The sequence below is a fragment of the Shewanella sp. BJSY2023SW005 genome (genome assembly GCF_047314585.1).
GTDB lineage: Bacteria > Pseudomonadota > Gammaproteobacteria > Enterobacterales > Shewanellaceae > Shewanella > Shewanella algae.
In genome coordinates this window covers 1-16,048 of the sequence record NZ_JBKORJ010000018.1, presented here as the reverse complement: position 1 = coordinate 16,048, position 16,048 = coordinate 1, and the positions used below count along the sequence as shown (strand labels likewise).

The window sequence follows — 16,048 nt, the reverse complement described above, 5'->3', positions numbered from 1 at the left end:
TCTCTGTCATTTTGGGGGAGTATAATAATACCGGCTTCAGTCGACGTTTTGTTGATAACCGAACAGGACAAGCGTATCGGTCCCAAATTGGCAAGGGAGCTGACCTAGGGTTTTCAGTTCCGTGCTCAGCTCTGAAAATAAATCTGTCATCTCGTTTGCTCCCCAAGCCGATATTCTGGCTGGACGTTTTACTTTCAACTTGTCTATCTCGTTGTAGCTGACTGAACATCTGACATAAGTAAAGTGTGTCGCACCCAGCTCAGATAGAATCAGATCGGCGCGTTCGACATCCAGTGGAAAGTCTTCATCCTGCAGGCGTTTGAGCTGTAGATAGACGGGGTACTTGGCCAGAACAGTCAATACCTTGCGCCACTTGGTGTTACTCATGAGTCCGTGCATGGAACAAGTCTCTAATATTGAACAAGGCGCAAATACGCTCTCAGGAGAAAAGGCATATTGCAGCCTGGCCTTCAGCCATTGAAGCGTTTACACATAAAATACCTGTCCGGACTGCCGGGAATTCCGCTGACCGAGCCGACAACTTCAAACCCTTGTTTGGCATAAAATGCCGGCGCCTGAAACGACAAAGTGTCGAGCAGCGCAGCCAGGCACCCCCGTTTGATTGCCTCTTGCTCGTACAGAGCCATTAAGCGGCTGCCAAGACCTGAACCTCTATGCTCCTTCGCGACCCAAACAACCTCAATCAGCAACTGGCGATAGATGCTACGGCCACTCACGCCACCAATGAGTTGTCCCTCGGAATCGCGGGCGATGGCGGCCAGAGGTTGGCTAGTTTCGTTTATATAGCTGTGATTATAGGTTCTGAGCTTGTCGATAAGCTCATTTTGCAGGTCATCATCAACTTGCTGTAAAAGGTCAATCTGCATACCGATTTCCTTGAGTTGTTGTTGGTTGTTTTGGATCCAGTCTTAATCAAATCAGGGGTTAAGGCTGCTGTCGTTTTATGCTCAAGGCCCAAGCTCAAGGCTAATGCTCAAGGTTGAGTGTCGCGTTATCTATCAAGGTCAGATATCCCTGCTCTTCGGTCAGTTTGATCAAAACCGACAAGGTGACTTCCCTTAACGGTTCGCTTGTATCAGCAAGGCCCGCGTCGATGGAAAAGCTGTACTCTGTGGGTGTCTCGGCATTTATCAACGCCTGCACTTGCCTGAAACTGCTTATTGCCGTTTCAGAGAGTGCCAATTGGTAATGGTGTTTCATGGGACTGGTGCTGAACAGTCCCTCGTTTTGGGGGATAATCTCAGTCGATTCCAGTCTAAGCGGGAAGCGATAACTGGATATTCCCTTACTGCTATCCAGCTCCAGGGTCAGTTCAGTGGTATCAAGGTCGAGTTTGCCCGGCGCATCGATAAGGATCTGCGATCTGATGACTTGCGGGTTTAATTGAACAAAATCCTGCTCATCGAAGGAGCTTAGACTGAGCATGGTGCCAAGTGGAATATTGGCACAACCGACAATAAAAAAGCTTATCCCAAAAACAGCTAACATCCTTTTTATCATTATTCTTTCCCTGTCCTTTATACAATTAAGTCTGATAGTGAATTTGGATTTGCTGATGAGCATGCTAATCGAGCCATTGCCCGGATTATTCCAGGATCAACTCGCCATGTTGATTGGTGACGCTAAGCTCGCCAAAGACGGAAACAAAGTAATTGATTGAGCCGTTTTGAAACTCATAGCCCAGGAAGGTGCAGGGGGGAACACCATCATTGCACACAGTGTGTACTGTTCTGCCGGTTAATCTTATTTGATTCCGCGACTTTTTGGACTGGCCTATATAGGAAACATCGTCACATAACATTTCACTTTCACAGTTGATTTCTATCTCTATTTTATAACCATCCGTTTCCAGTGTTTAGGCCATAGCGGCAGTCGAGAATAGAATAATCGGGAGGCAAAATAGTCTTCTCATACTTGAGTTCCGCTTGGTGTAGTTGGTTGTCAGTCGCGGTTTGAGACTGGGCTCCTGAAGCGTATCTGAGTGCTGCGTGGCTCTATCCCAAGCCATTGCCTTAAATACAGCTTTAAAACAGTGCATGAAAATAGTGCATTAAGACAATAGCTACCGCACGGCCGAAAGTCCCTTTCGTCCCGGAAACCGAGATGATTAGCTTGATACAAGGATCTCGGTTTTACATGCTTCTCTTTGCAACCGCATAGAGAATGATTCAAGGGTATCTTGTTACCCTGTGCCAACACAAGCAACAAGCGCAAAGTCATTGTAAGACAAGCATAAAAAAGCCAGGGAATACCCTGGCTGGAGGGTTAAAGAGGGAGGGGCGAATAAGTCCTCTCTTAGCTGGCGTCCTTCATTGCACGGGTAAAGTCGGCCAGAGTGCTCAATAGCATATCGGGTGCATTTTGGTGTTGCTCAATGATCCTGACCACGGCAGAGCCCGAGATGGCACCGGCGGCGCCGGCGGCAATTGCGGCACTGACCTGAGCCGGCTCGGCGATACCGAACCCCAACAGTGGAGGCGGCGCATCGAAGGCTTTGAGCTTGGCCAGTACCTCATCCACCGGCATACCTGCCTTATTGTCGGCGCCTGTTACCCCGGCGCGGGACAGCAGATAGGTGTAGCCTTCAGCGGCTTCACTCACCGTCTTGAGGGTATCATCATCGGCATTGGGTGGCGCAATAAAGATAGGCGCTATGGCATGGGCCTTGGCGGCTTCTATAAAAGGTGCGGCTTCCTCAACCGGCACGTCGGCTATCAGCACTGAATCCACCCCGGCCTCGGCGGCGCGGCGATAGAAGTTGTCGATGCCGTTGGCGTATACCAGATTGGCGTACAACAGCAGGCCGATGGGCAACTCGGGATAACGGCTACGTACCTCGGCGATAAGCTCGAAACACTTGGCTGGAGTAGTGCCGGCAGCCAGCGCCCGTAAGTTGGCGCCCTGGATCACCGGGCCATCGGCCAACGGATCGGAAAAGGGGAAGCCCAGCTCAAGGGCGTCGGCACCATGGGCAATCAGGGTGTCGATAATCTGCAGCGACAGCTCAGGGCCGGGATCGCCCAGTGTCACAAAGGGAACAAAGGCGCCGCGGCCTTCGGCCTGCAGCCGGGCAAAAGTGGTTTGATAACGTGTACTCATGCCTGTGACTCCTGTGGCTTATGTGACGGCTCAGATTTGGATGCAGATGCAGCCTGGCGCTCTGCCAGGATATCGGAAACGGTAAATATGTCTTTATCGCCGCGGCCGGAGAGGTTAACCACCAGTATGGTTTCTTCGCGGCACTCTTTGGCCAGCCTGATGGCATAGGCCAGCGCGTGGGCCGACTCTAGCGCCGGAATAATCCCTTCGCAGCGGGCCAGTAACTGGAAGGCCGCCAGCGCCTCCTCATCGGTGGCCGACTCATAGGTGGCGCGTCCGGTGGCATTGAGATGGGCGTGTTGCGGGCCCACAGAGGGGAAATCCAAACCGGCAGAGATGGAGTAAGATTCTTCTATCTGGCCGTTGCTGTCCTGCATCAAGGGCGCCTTCATGCCAAAAAAGATGCCTGTCTTGCCGTGCCGCAGCGGCGCGCCGTGCATCGGCGTATCTATGCCTTTTCCGGCCGGCTCAACGCCTATGAGGCGCACCGAGGCTTCATCTATGAAGTCGGCAAACATACCTATGGCGTTGGAGCCGCCGCCAACACAGGCAATGACGGCGTCCGGCAGTCGGCCTTCACGCTCAAGGAGCTGCGCCTTGGTTTCGGCGCCTATCATGCGCTGGAACTCCCTGACTATGGTGGGGAAGGGGTGAGGTCCGGCGGCGGTACCCAACAGGTAGTGCGCCTTGTCATAGCTGCCGGACCAGTCGCGCATCGCCTCGTTGCAGGCATCTTTGAGAGTGGCAGAGCCTGAGGTGACAGGAATGACCTCGGCGCCCATCAAACGCATGCGGAACACATTAGGGCTTTGGCGCTCCACATCTTTGGCGCCCATGTAAATTTTACACTTAAGGCCCAGCAGGGCGCAGGCCAGGGCGGTGGCCACCCCGTGTTGACCGGCGCCGGTTTCGGCGATGATCTCTTTCTTACCCATGCGCTTGGCCAGTAGCGCCTGCCCCAGCACCTGGTTGGTCTTGTGGGCGCCGCCATGCAGCAGATCTTCCCGCTTGAGGTAGATTTTTACCTTGTCATTGGGCGACAGGTTACGGGTCAGGGTCAAGGCGGTAGGACGCCCGGCATAGTTTTTCAAAAGCTCGGTGAACTCGGCCTGAAAGGCGGGATCATTCTGGGCCTCGACAAAGGCACTTTCCAACTGCTTCAGCGCCGGCATCAAAATCTGCGGCACATACATGCCGCCGTATTCCCCGAAATAAGGGTTGAGTTTTAACTCGCTCATACTGCTTTCCTTAGGATACTTGTTGCGCCTGTCTGACAGGCGAATGCTGTTGTTCTTGTCAGGCTTTGAGCTGCTTAAACACCGCCTGCAGTGCTGCTCTGTCTTTGATGCCGGGGGCGCTTTCCACCCCTGAGTTAAAGTCCAGCCCGAAAAAGCCTTGGGTGGCAGCCAAAGCGGCGTTGTCCGGACTCAGGCCACCGGCAAGCATGGCGCGTTCACGCTGGGCAAGCCCTTGCTGCCAATCGAAATGTTTGCCGGTGCCACCAAAGCTGTCGCCGCTTTTACTGTCATAGAGATAGCGGTCGGCGCCTTCCGGCAAGGCTGGCAGCTCGCCGCCGTCGACATTGACCGGGACTGCCTTCCAGATCTCGGCCTGGTGCCCATTTTGCTCAAGCAGCTGCTTGAGCTTGGCAATATCTTCGCTTGATTCACTGCCATGAAGCTGCAGCGCGCTCAGTTTCAGTTCATTGGCCAGCTCGGCCATCTGCACCGGTGATTCATTGACAAATACCCCCACCATCGCCAGTTTACGCGGCTGCTCGGCGTTGTAACGGCACAGCTCGGCGGCGTGGGCGCGGCTGACACAACGGGGGGACTTGGCGGCGAAGATGAGGCCGCCGTAGACGGCACCGGATTTTGCCACATCCAGCAGATCCTGCTCCCGAGTCAGGCCACACACCTTGTTGTTGCCATAGATAAGGCGGCGACAGGCCAGATCCAAATCGGCCTCGGCCATCAGCGAGCTGCCCACCAAAAAGCCGTCGACCAGCGGGCTGAGGCGGCGTACATCCTCACGGCTGTAGATCCCGGATTCGCTGATGATCAGTGTCCCCTCGGGGATCTTGGGGGCTAAGTATTCTGTCATCGCCAGATCTGTACTCAGATCCCTGAGGTTGCGGTTGTTGATGCCAATAATCGGCGCGCCCAGAGCCAGCGCCCGCTTGAGTTCTTCCTCGTTGGAGACTTCGGTGAGGGTGTCGAGGGCATATTGCTCGGCTTCGCTCGCCAGCAATCTATACTGCTCATCACTGAGTACCGACAGCATCAGCAAGATGGCATCGGCGCCCTGATGGGCCGCCAACTTAACCTGATAAGACGAAACAAAAAAGTCTTTGCACAATACCGGCTGTTTGATTCTGGCCCGCACCTTGGGCAAATAGCGAAAGTCACCCTGAAAGAAGGCCTCGTCTGTCAGTACCGACACCGCGGAGGCGTAGCGGCTGTAAACATCGGCAATGGCAACCGGATCGAAGTCTTTGCGGATAAGCCCTTTGGAGGGGCTGGCCTTCTTGCATTCCAGAATAAAGCCGGCGCCTTTTGCACTGAGTGCCTGATACAGGCTGCGATCCGACGTCTTGGGCGTCAGGCTCTCTTCGGGAAAACGCAGCTTGAGGGCTTCAATATGCTGCTGCTTGGTGGCGACGATACGCTCAAGCACGTTACTCATGATATAGCTCCTGCCTTGCTGGGTTGTGGTGAGTTGGCGTCATTGTTTTCAGTCTGGGTTTGGTGGGCCTTGTCCGCCAGGGCGTTGAGTTTGGCGCAGGCGCGGCCATTATCCAGGGTGGCCAGTGCCAGTTGGGTGGCCTGCTTGAGATTGTCAGCCTTGCCGGCGAGATAGAGCACGCAGGCGGCATTGATAGCCACGGCGTGACGCTGGGCGGCGCTGCCTTTACCGGCGAACAGTGCTTGGGTAATCAGGGCGTTTTCTGCCGGGGTGCCGCCTTCCAGCTCGGCCAGCGTCGCCTGCGGCACGCCAAAGTCTGCCGGGCTGAGGCGATATTCCACTATCTTTTCACCCTTGAGTTCGGCCACCTGGGTTTCGCCGTGCAGCGCCACTTCATCCAAGCCGCTGCCGTGAACGACCATGGCGCCTTTGACGCCAAGGGCCCGCAACACCTCGGCGATGGGGCGAACCAAGCTCGGGCTGTAGACCCCGAGCAGCATATAGTCGGGGCGAGCCGGATTAATCAGCGGGCCGAGTACATTGAACAGGGTGCGGGTCTTGAGCGCCTGGCGCACAGGCACAGCGTGCCGCACTCCACCGTGATAATGGGGCGCAAACAGAAAACACAGGCCGTTGACTGCAAGGTGTTTGGCGGCGCACTCGGGTGACATGGTCAAGTCTATGCCGAACTGTGCCAGCAGATCGGAAGAGCCCGACTTACTGGATACTCCGCGGTTACCGTGTTTGGCAACATTGACTCCGGCTGCGGCGGCAACAAAGGCGGCCGTGGTGGAGATATTGATGGTGTTGTGGCCGTCACCGCCGGTGCCGACGATATCCACCACTCTTTGGCATTGGTGCGGAAACGGCTTGGCGGCGGCCAGCAGGGCATCGGCGGCGCCGCTGATCTCGTCTATGGTTTCGCCCTTGAGCTTGAGCGCGATCAGCATGGCCGCCATCTGGCTTTCACTGAGCTTGCCGTCGATAAGCTCGGCAAACAGGCTGGCGGCCTGGCTACGGCTCAAAGACTCGCCCCGGTACAGGCGGTCGAACAGAGGTTGCAGTTCAGTCATGGCAGGTTTCCTCGCGGTTCATGGTAAGATATTGCAGTGTTTGCACCAGCAAGGTGCTGCCAAGGGTGGTGAGAATCGATTCGGGGTGGAACTGGAAGCCGACTGCGGCATCACAGCGATGGCTGATGGCCATAGGCATGCCTTCTGTGGTGGCAATCACCTCCAGGCAGTCGGGCACCTTGGTTGCCACCAGCGAATGATAGCGGGCCACAGGCAAGGGGGATGGCAGGTTGGCAAACAGGCCGTCGCAGTTGTGCTCGACCGGGCTGGCCTTACCGTGTACCACTTGGGGGGCGCGTTCAACCTTGCCGCCGTAATGTTCAACCAGGGCCTGGTGACCAAGGCAGATACCGAGAATCGGCAGTTTGCCGGCCAGCAGCGCAATAAGCTCCATCATGCAACCGGCTTCTCTGGGGGCGCCCGGGCCGGGAGACAAAATAAGTGCCGCCTGACCCGGCTCCGCCAGCATCCGCTCGGCGAGCAACTGGGCACTGACATTATTGCGGTACACCAGCACTTCAAAGCCCAGGCTGCGGAACTGATCCACCAGGTTGTAAGTGAAGGAGTCGAAGTTATCCAATAGATAGAGTTTCACAGGCCACCTCCCATCTTGATTGCACTGATCACTGCCTGCGCCTTTTGCGCGGTTTCGTCGGCCTCGGCCTGGGGATCTGAATCATAGACCACTCCGGCCCCGGCCTGGATGTGCGCCATGCCTTCGCTGACGAAGGCGGAGCGGATCACTATGCAGGTGTCCATATCACCGAGGGCGTTGAGATAACCTACGGCGCCGCCATAGCTGCCGCGGCGCTGCTGCTCGGTTTCACGAATGAGTTGGGCGGCGCGCACCTTGGGGGCGCCCACCAGGGTGCCCATGTTCATGCAGGCCTGATAGGCGTGCAGGGCGTCGAGATCTTCCCTAAGCTGTCCGGTTACCCGGCTGACCAGATGCATCACATGGGAGTATCTGTCTACCTTCAGCAGCTCGGCCACTTTACGACTGCCACTCTGGCTGATGCGGGCGATATCGTTGCGGGCCAAGTCCACCAACATGATGTGCTCCGACAACTCTTTCTTGTCCAGTCTCAGCTCCAGTTCTATGCGGCTGTCGAGATCGAAATCTATCTCGCCATCTGGGGTCTTGCCGCGTTTGCGAGTACCGGCGATGGGGTAAACCTCAACCTGATTGCCCTCGGCTTCATACTTGAGGGCGCTTTCCGGAGAGGCGCCAAACAGGGTGAAGTCGGCGCTGCGCAGGTAAAACATATAGGGGCTGGGGTTGGTCAGTCTCAGTGCCCGATAGGCGCCCAGAGTATTGGGGCAGGGCAGGCTGAAACAGCGTGATGGCACAACCTGAAAGATATCACCGGCGCAGATATGCTCCTTGAGGCGGCTCACCTGGCGGCAAAAATCGGCGTCGCTGATATTGACGCTGGCCTCGGCATGTACGCCGCTTAAAGGGGCAACATCTTCCAGCAGCTGGCAGTTGGTTTCTATGGCATCCAGTCTGGCACCAAGCTCGGCCTGCACCTCGTTGTTGCCATTAAACTCCATCACCACGGCTTCGGCGCAGCCCTTTTGGTGATCTACTGTTATCAGGGTTTCAGCCAGATAAAACAGATAGTCGGGGCAGTGGTTGGCGCCCTGGCTTACGCTTGGCAGCGGCTCTGTGCTGGCGATAAGGTCGTACCCTAAAACGCCGCCCAGAAATCCGGTTTCAAACTGGCTCTCGTTTTCATCAACCAGACCCTGCTGCAGCAATCTCAGGCCATCGAGCGGCGAGCCTGCCTTGAGTCTGGCATCTTCATCCAGTTCGGCAATGATGGGGCGCAGCACGACCTTGAGGCTCTGCTGCTCCAGGCTGACCTCTCCACGCGAGTTAAAGAAGTCGTGAATCGCGGGCAGCAGTCCGGCGCCGTTGTCTGTCAAAGCCTCAAAGCTCAAGGTCGACCCGTCACAGCGAATGGCCAACGCCGCGTGGCTGAGGATAATGCTTTTCAAGTGATCCTTGCTGTCGATTTCGGCCGACTCCAGCAACATGCTGTGAGGCTTGTCCCGCGTCAGTTGCTGATACAGTTTCAGGGGATCGTCGTAATAGGGCAGTGACCGCGTCTGGCGGTGTACTCTGGCGATTGGCTCGATTCTGTTCATCTGTCCTTCCTGTTGTTCCGCTGTTTAGCCTGGCTGCGGGGTTTTCCTGACCGTTAAGCACAAAAAGCCCGCAATCTCTTGCGGGCTTTTTGTTGAATTTGGCTGCGTTATTTTCAATCGTGCACAGCGCTTCACACTACCCGCTTTAAGGGAAGTGCCACCACCAGATGATGTTGAGTGAAGCGTTGAAGTGTGTCATTGAAAATTTGTCCTCTCGACGTTTGACCTATAGAAAAACCCAGCTGCCCGCCAATGTCAATTGAATATTTTTAATTTAGATAAATTTCTGCCAATTTGCCGTCGCTCAGCGGAGATAAATCGCATTTTGCCAACAAAACCAAGTACAATAGCGTTATGATAACTGAAAATACTTTGGCCGATCTTCACAGCCATACCACAGCCTCAGATGGCCAACTGACACCGTCTCAGTTGCTCGAGCGCGCCCTGGAAAAGGGGGTTGAGCTGCTGGCGATTACCGATCATGACACAGTCGCCGGGCTGGATGAGGCCCATGCTTTCAATGCCGGGCAGAGCGCGCCTTTGACTTTGGTGGACGGGGTTGAGATCTCTACTCGTTGGCACGCCTATGATATTCATATTGTGGCGCTGGATATTGACCGCCACGACGAAAACCTGCTTGTCTTTCTCGAGCGTCAACGTGAGCTCAGGGAAGAGCGGGCTCGCGAGATAGGCGCAAGGCTTGAAAAGGCCGGTATTCCAGGGGCTTACGAAGGCGCCAGGGCGCTCGCCGGTGATGCGGCGCTGAGCCGTGGCCATTACGCCCGTTTCCTGGCCGAGCAGGGGCACGCGCCGGATAGCGCCAGCGTGTTCAAGAAGTTTCTCGGCCGCGGCAAAACGGGCTATGTGCCCAACAACTGGGGCGAGATGGCGACGGCCATTGAGGTGATCCACAACGCAGGTGGCGTGGCCGTGTTGGCCCACCCCAGTGGCTATCAACTGTCGGCCAAGTGGCTCAAACGCCTGGTGCGCGAATTCAAGGCCGCCGGTGGCGATGCCATGGAGGTGGTGCTCGGGCAGCAAACCACAGACGACAGAAATAATTTAGGGGCGCTGGCCACTCTCAACGGCCTCTACGCCTCGGTGGGATCCGATTTCCACTTTCCCGGCCGCTGGCTGGAACTGGGCAAGAATCTGTATCGGCCCCAGGGATTGAACTGGGTCTGGCAATGCAAGCAATGGACAATAACTAAATGAGTCAATTTTTCTACGTACATGAGGTGAATCCTCAAACCCGTCTGATAAGCCAGGCGGTGAGCATTCTGAAAAGCGGCGGGGTCATAGTTTACCCCACAGATTCCGGCTATGCGCTGGGTTGTATGATTGGTGATAAAGACGCCATGAGCCGTATCGCCAGAATTCGCCAGATAGACAATGATCATAACTTTTCGCTGATGTGTCGCGACTTATCTGAGCTGTCGACCTATGCCAGAGTCGATAACCAGGCGTTTCGCATTCTGAAGAACAACACACCGGGTTGTTACACCTTCATCTTCAAGGCCACCAAAGAGGTGCCAAGAAGGCTGCAGAACGAAAAGAAACGCACCATAGGCATTCGGGTGCCGAACAATGTTATCGCCCTGGCGCTGCTGGAAGCTCTGGGTGAACCCTTGATGTCCACCAGTCTTATTCTGCCCGGCAACGACTTTACCGAGTCGGATCCCGAGCATATCCGCGATATTCTCGAACATCAGGTAGATGCCATTCTCCACGGCGGTTACCTGGGCGAAAAGCCCACCACAGTGATAGACATGTCTGAAGGCGAAATGGTCATAGTCCGTGAAGGCAGTGGCGATATCAGCCCATTTCTTTAACCGCTCAATAAAGGTATAATCGCGCGTTTGGTCGGCCTATGCCGCCTTAAGGATGCTGCCAGAGGAGAGAAAACGGCTTGAGTGAAGGCGTTCAACAGAGTCTGCCGCTTGCCGTAGTGCGGGGTGAGGCGCTCAGAGAGCTGCCTGCCGATCTCTTTATTCCTCCCGAGGCGCTTGAGGTGTTTCTTGAGGCGTTTGAAGGGCCGCTCGACTTGCTACTTTACCTGATCCGCAAGCAAAAAATGGATGTGGTAGATCTGCCCATCCACAGGATCACCGCCCAGTATCTTGAGTATATCGAGCTGCTGCAGGGCGCCAGGGTAGAGCTGGCGGCCGACTATCTGGTGATGGCGGCAACATTGGCGGAAATCAAGTCGCGCTTGCTGTTGCCAAGGCCGGAGCTGGAAGCCGAGGAAGAGGAAGACCCCAGAGCCGTGCTGATCCGCCAACTCAAGGCTTATGAAGCCATCAAAGAGGCGGCGGTGAGGTTGGATGAACTGCCCCGGCTCGAGCGGGACGTATTCCAGGCTAAGGCGGGCAAGGCGCCGGATATCAAGCCCTTGCTGGTGCCGCCGGATGTGTCTTTGGCCGAACTGGCCCGGGCCTTTGGCGAGGTACTCAAGCGGGTGGAAGCCGGCACTTCTCACCAGGTGCAGCGCGAGCAGCTTTCTACCCGGGAGCGGATGAGCCAAATTCTGGCCATGCTCTCCAGTGAGCATTACACCCCTTTTGAAGCCCTGTTCAAGGTGGAAGAGGGGCGCGCCGGAGTGGTGGTCAGCTTTCTGGCATTGATGGAATTGGTAAAGGAACTGCTGGTGGAACTGATCCAGGCCGAACCTTTATCGCGAATTTATCTCAAGGCGTACTGACGGGAGCCGACTTGGCGAAGATTAACGACCTTCAGCTGAAACAACTGATCGAGGCCAGTCTGTTTGTGCTGGCCAAGCCCATGACCTTGAAGGCGCTGAGAGAAACCGTGCTGGCCGATTTCAGTGTCTCCCGCGAGCGTATTCGCGCCGCGGTGGATGAATTGACCCTGGATTACCAGGAGCGCGGAGTACAACTGGTCAAGGTTGCCGGCGGTTATCGGTTTCAGACCCGCGACAGCCTCAGCCCCTTGCTGCAACCTCTGTGGCAGGAGCAGGCGCCCAAGTATTCCAGGGCAACATTGGAAACCCTGGCGGTTATCGCCTACCGTCAGCCTGTGACCCGCGGCGAAATTGAGCTGGTCAGAGGGGTGGCTGTCGGCAGCCAGATTATCAAGAATTTAACAGACAGACGCTGGATCCGCGTTGTGGGGCACAAAGAGGTGCCGGGAAGGCCTTCGTTATACGCCACCACTACAGAGTTTCTGGCTTACTTCGGTCTGGACAGCATAGCGGATCTGCCGCCTCTGTCTGACGCCGAATCATTAGAGGCGGTATTTTCGGGGATGAAAACACCGCCGGAACCCTTAGAAGAGTCAACTTGAATGAGCGAAAAATTGCAGAAAGTCTTGGCCCGTGCAGGCCATGGCTCCCGTCGTGAGATGGAGGCATGGATTGCTGCAGGTCGCGTGAGTATTGACGGAGAAATCGCCAAACTGGGTGATCGCATCGAAGCCGACGCCAAGGTACGTATCGATGGCCGTGCGGTATCGCTGAAATCTGCCGATGATGTGATCTGCCGGGTACTGGCCTACCACAAGCCGGAAGGGGAGATCTGCTCGCGCAAAGATCCCGAAGGCCGGCCCACAGTATTCGATCGTCTGCCCCGCACCCGCGACAGCCGCTGGGTTGCAGTGGGACGTTTGGATATCAACACCTCGGGTTTGTTGCTGTTCACCTCAGACGGTGAACTGGCCAACCGCCTGATGCATCCCTCCAATGAAGTGGAGCGTGAGTACGCCGTGCGTACCTTCGGTGAAGTGCCGGAAGCGGCGCTGCAGCGTTTGCGCAGCGGCGTTATGCTGGAAGATGGCCCGGCCCAGTTTGATCACATCAAGGCCGCCGGTGGCGAAGGCATCAACCAATGGTGGCACGTTACCCTGCGTGAAGGGCGTAACCGTGAAGTGCGTCGTCTGTGGGAATCCCAGGAAGTGCAGGTGAGCCGCCTTATTCGGGTGCGTTACGGCATGATAGAACTGCCCAAGAGCCTGCCTCGTGGCGGCTGGGTCGAACTGCCGCTGGAGCAGGTCAACTACCTGCGCCAATTGGCGGGCATGGATCCGGAAACCCGCTCCATGCTGGGTGCCGACAAACACAGCGTGGCCCGCAACAAGGTGCGCAGTGCCAAAGTGCGCCGCGCCGTGCGTAAATACAAGACGGCGGCGGGCAAGCCCAAGCCAACCCGGCAGCGCAGCTGATGCTGCCAAGGCCTTATCGGCAGTGTGTTATAGCTTGTCGATAGCCTATCTAATCCCATCTAAAGATGTGATTCCAATGCAATGAAAGGTCGCCGCGGCGGCCTTTTTTGTTGCTGTTTTTCTAAGCTTTTTGCACTGTTTCTCGCTGCTTTTGCATAGTTTTTGTCGTCGTTTTTGCCATAGCTTTTTACCAAAGTTTTTTGCCATCACTTTTTACCGTAAAAAGTCCACTTACCTTGGCGCAGTTCAGTCATGGTATAAGATAAAGGAACAGCAACTCAGGGAGCCAAGGCATGCAGCTGATCTCACACACAAAAATTTGGGACCAAGGCGAACACAATGCCTTTTGCGATCTATGCCGCTGGCAGGGGGCGCTCTACTGCGTCTTTCGGGAGGGCCAAGCTCATGTGTCTGATGACGGTGCGCTGAGAGTGCTTAAATCCACCGACGACGGTCAAAGTTGGCAGGCCGAGGCGCTTATTCAAAGCGAGCTTGGCGATCTGCGCGACGGCAAACTGCTCGCCCATGCTGGCCGTTTATGGCTTTTTGGCGCAGCCTCCAAACATGGCAAGGCGCCGCTACAGTCCTTGATGTGGCACTCGCTGGATGGCATCAACTGGTCGGCCCCCGAAAAAGTCGCCGATAGCGGATACTGGCTCTGGCGGGTGACCGAGGCCGAAGATGGCCTCTATGGCGTGGGCTATCGCCCCGGCGCCGATGGTGATGTCAGGCTCTATCGTAGTGAGCGCCTGCAAGCATCACAAACTGGTAAACTGCAATTTACGCCCTGGATCGCTCCTTTGCAAAATGACGGCTATGTCAACGAATCATCACTGCTGTTTTGGGGCGGCGAGCATACTCGCTCAGCTCAATCCTCTTCAAACACAGAAGCGCTTTGCCTACTAAGGCGCGATCCTGTGTGGGACGCACAAGAAACCGGGCTGCTCGGCAGCGCCTTGGCACCTTTCAAAACCTGGCAATGGCAGCAGCTCAGTTGCCGTATCGGTGGTCCGGTCGCCTTTTTCTATAACGACCGCCTGCTGGCCGTGGTGCGCCTCTATGATAATAAGGTGCGCACCTCGCTGGTGGAAATCGATAGCGCCACAGCCCAGGTCACCGAGCTCTTAACCTTGCCATCCGGCGGAGATACCAGCTACGCCGGTATCGAGCTGGACGGCGATGAACTCAAGCTGGTGTACTACTCAAGCCATGAGGGCAAAACCGCCATCTATTTCGCCCGTATCGGGCTTAAAGGCTAAAGTACCAGGCCACATACCAGTCTGCTCGACACCAGCCAGTGCGACTGAATCAGGTTTAATAACAGGGAAAATCGCTTTAGATTTCAAAGTCAGTCAATTCTGTTGCAAAAATCAGCCAAATCAGGGTTTTGTGGCCTTTGTCAAAAACTTGACCTTTGGCTAATTGTTTTAACATTCAGTACTGGGTATTGTATAACTAATTCAACCGCTTAGCTTTAGCACTTCCTTAAGCTCAGCGGCACACAGTCGGCGGCAGTGGCATTTTTCCTGTTTTCAGCGGAATGCAGGGAGAGCAGAGTTTGGAGCCGTGCGGTAGCTATGGGTTTTGCCGGGGGCATATAGCACAGATACAGCCTGCGAATTTGAAGATAAGTTTGCGCGTTATTTCTGTAACATTTTAGAAAATAGCTTTAAATTCATAAAGTTAAAAAATACAGCTGGTAGATAATAGGTTTGGAAACCGCGCATGCGCGTTTAGCTGCAAGGGATATTTGGACTAAATGGTATTATATCCAGCTAATGCAAACAGATAGCGATGCGCGTTTACACTCCTCCGAGGACTAAAACGCGCATGCGCACTATACAGCTGTTATGTGTATCAGCAGTCTAGTGCTCTAAATTAGGTCTAATTTTATAGAGAAATTATGAAGTCTTATTGCAATATATTACTACCAATAACATTGGTAGTTTCAACATTCACATATGCCCAACATGTTGTACTAAATGAAGACAACGATGAAAAAGTTTGTGCAAGTGTATATAAAAACCTTCTTAGTGATAAAGAGGCTAACTTTCACTCTGCGATTAAAGCTTCTGGGGGGGATTATGACTTCACGAAGTGGAACAAAGTAAAAGGTCCTTATAACCTTACAAATAATTTTTTAAAATATTCAAAATTTGACATTGATAATAACGGTACTCCTGAAGTTGTCCTCGAGGGACTTATAGGCTGTAGCGGAGATAAATCATACTATAGGGTTATAGAAGATAACGAAATAAATAGTGACGGCTCCTTGAATATTACCAAGCAGGATATTTGGTCAAAAGAAGGAATTGGTTGGTGCCATAATTCCACTTACAGACATTACGGTATTCAAGCAGCCTTTCATTTAAATTCGTTTAAATTAAATAGCACAACATATTTAACCCTCGAATCTTGGGTTTTTGGACAAAAAGAGCATTTGAGCGAGAGCTTCATCATTGCAAAGTATACTGGTGAAATGATAGTAACTCCAGAGGCGAAACAGTTTGAGTCACCTAACGATAAACTTCAATTGGTTTGTAAGTTTTCATACGCTGAGAATCCTTAATAAATCTACACATAACAAGTCGTTAAAGTAGGACAAATAACAGTTGGCTTTTGCTCCTGCGTCGCTTATTTTAGCCAACATATTATTTGCCTCTTAACGAGGCGCTGGAGGATCCCCTCATAATTCGAGTGTCAGAATACAGGACAGCCATATCTTTTTGATGTTTCGCCAAGCCTTGACTAAATAGCTTATATGGACACCTCTCCGATGCAAGCACCGGCAGGTCTCTTTCTGACAAAGTAGCCACACACATATATCCGGCTTCGTGAGCCCT

16 protein-coding genes are annotated in these 16,048 nt (G+C 54.3%); 7 read left to right on the top strand and 9 right to left on the bottom strand.

All coding sequences use genetic code 11. From position 1 onward, the window contains the following. Nucleotides 1–36: 36 nt before the first annotated feature. From ACMHXI_RS03680 to ACMHXI_RS03640, 9 genes are all read right to left on the bottom strand, one after another. Nucleotides 37–387 carry a hypothetical protein gene (locus ACMHXI_RS03680; RefSeq protein ID WP_044734257.1) on the bottom strand — a complete coding sequence of 117 codons (351 nt, stop codon included), beginning with the start codon at nt 385–387 and terminating at the stop codon, nt 37–39. Nucleotides 388–470: 83 nt separating this feature from the next. Beyond that, on the bottom strand, nt 471–887 hold the full coding sequence (locus ACMHXI_RS03675; RefSeq protein ID WP_413734037.1) for a GNAT family N-acetyltransferase: 417 nt from the start codon (nt 885–887) through the stop codon (nt 471–473). Between the two features lie 100 nt (nt 888–987). After that, nucleotides 988–1,509, bottom strand: a complete 522-nt coding sequence (locus tag ACMHXI_RS03670; protein WP_146146508.1) for a hypothetical protein — start codon at nt 1,507–1,509, stop codon at nt 988–990. Between the two features lie 807 nt (nt 1,510–2,316). Beyond that, on the bottom strand, nt 2,317–3,120 hold the full coding sequence (trpA, locus tag ACMHXI_RS03665) for a tryptophan synthase subunit alpha (protein ID WP_261752725.1): 804 nt from the start codon (nt 3,118–3,120) through the stop codon (nt 2,317–2,319). Next, complete coding sequence (gene trpB, locus ACMHXI_RS03660) at nt 3,117–4,358, bottom strand: tryptophan synthase subunit beta (protein ID WP_413734034.1); 1,242 nt, start codon at nt 4,356–4,358, stop codon at nt 3,117–3,119. Before trpB ends, trpA begins: the two co-directional genes overlap by 4 nt. A 58-nt stretch (nt 4,359–4,416) precedes the next feature. Further along, nucleotides 4,417–5,805 (bottom strand): bifunctional indole-3-glycerol-phosphate synthase TrpC/phosphoribosylanthranilate isomerase TrpF, encoded by a 1,389-nt coding sequence (gene trpCF, locus ACMHXI_RS03655; RefSeq protein WP_345860203.1) that lies wholly within the window; start codon nt 5,803–5,805, stop codon nt 4,417–4,419. Beyond that, the gene (gene trpD / locus ACMHXI_RS03650) at nt 5,802–6,878 is read right to left on the bottom strand and encodes an anthranilate phosphoribosyltransferase (protein WP_345852762.1); all 1,077 of its coding nucleotides are present in this window, start codon (nt 6,876–6,878) and stop codon (nt 5,802–5,804) included. The genes trpCF and trpD overlap by 4 nt, the downstream gene beginning before the upstream one ends. Continuing rightward, nucleotides 6,871–7,473, bottom strand: a complete 603-nt coding sequence (locus ACMHXI_RS03645) for an aminodeoxychorismate/anthranilate synthase component II (protein WP_146508715.1) — start codon at nt 7,471–7,473, stop codon at nt 6,871–6,873. The genes trpD and ACMHXI_RS03645 overlap by 8 nt, the downstream gene beginning before the upstream one ends. After that, nucleotides 7,470–9,029, bottom strand: coding sequence for an anthranilate synthase component 1 (locus tag ACMHXI_RS03640; protein ID WP_146508713.1), 1,560 nt, complete (start codon nt 9,027–9,029; stop codon nt 7,470–7,472). The genes ACMHXI_RS03645 and ACMHXI_RS03640 overlap by 4 nt, the downstream gene beginning before the upstream one ends. Nucleotides 9,030–9,383: 354 nt before the next feature. On the opposite strand from ACMHXI_RS03640, the gene rnm reads away from it, so the two are divergent. The 7 genes from rnm to ACMHXI_RS03605 all read left to right on the top strand — a co-directional run bounded on the left by rnm (nt 9,384) and on the right by ACMHXI_RS03605 (nt 15,774). Continuing rightward, nucleotides 9,384–10,244, top strand: coding sequence for an RNase RNM (gene rnm, locus ACMHXI_RS03635; protein WP_144132114.1), 861 nt, complete (start codon nt 9,384–9,386; stop codon nt 10,242–10,244). After that, nucleotides 10,241–10,861 carry an L-threonylcarbamoyladenylate synthase gene (locus tag ACMHXI_RS03630; protein WP_025010668.1) on the top strand — a complete coding sequence of 207 codons (621 nt, stop codon included), beginning with the start codon at nt 10,241–10,243 and terminating at the stop codon, nt 10,859–10,861. The genes rnm and ACMHXI_RS03630 overlap by 4 nt, the downstream gene beginning before the upstream one ends. 77 nt (nt 10,862–10,938) lie before the next feature. Continuing rightward, the gene (locus tag ACMHXI_RS03625) at nt 10,939–11,730 is read left to right on the top strand and encodes a segregation and condensation protein A (protein WP_025010667.1); all 792 of its coding nucleotides are present in this window, start codon (nt 10,939–10,941) and stop codon (nt 11,728–11,730) included. Nucleotides 11,731–11,741: 11 nt separating this feature from the next. Further along, on the top strand, nt 11,742–12,332 hold the full coding sequence (gene scpB, locus ACMHXI_RS03620; protein WP_025010666.1) for an SMC-Scp complex subunit ScpB: 591 nt from the start codon (nt 11,742–11,744) through the stop codon (nt 12,330–12,332). Next, on the top strand, nt 12,333–13,205 hold the full coding sequence (gene rluB / locus ACMHXI_RS03615; RefSeq protein WP_146508711.1) for a 23S rRNA pseudouridine(2605) synthase RluB: 873 nt from the start codon (nt 12,333–12,335) through the stop codon (nt 13,203–13,205). 293 nt (nt 13,206–13,498) lie between these two features. Beyond that, on the top strand, nt 13,499–14,464 hold the full coding sequence (locus ACMHXI_RS03610) for a sialidase family protein (protein WP_146508709.1): 966 nt from the start codon (nt 13,499–13,501) through the stop codon (nt 14,462–14,464). Nucleotides 14,465–15,108: 644 nt separating this feature from the next. After that, entirely contained in the window at nt 15,109–15,774 is a 666-nt protein-coding gene (locus ACMHXI_RS03605) for a hypothetical protein (RefSeq protein WP_146508706.1), read from the top strand. Nucleotides 15,775–16,048: the final 274 nt, after the last annotated feature.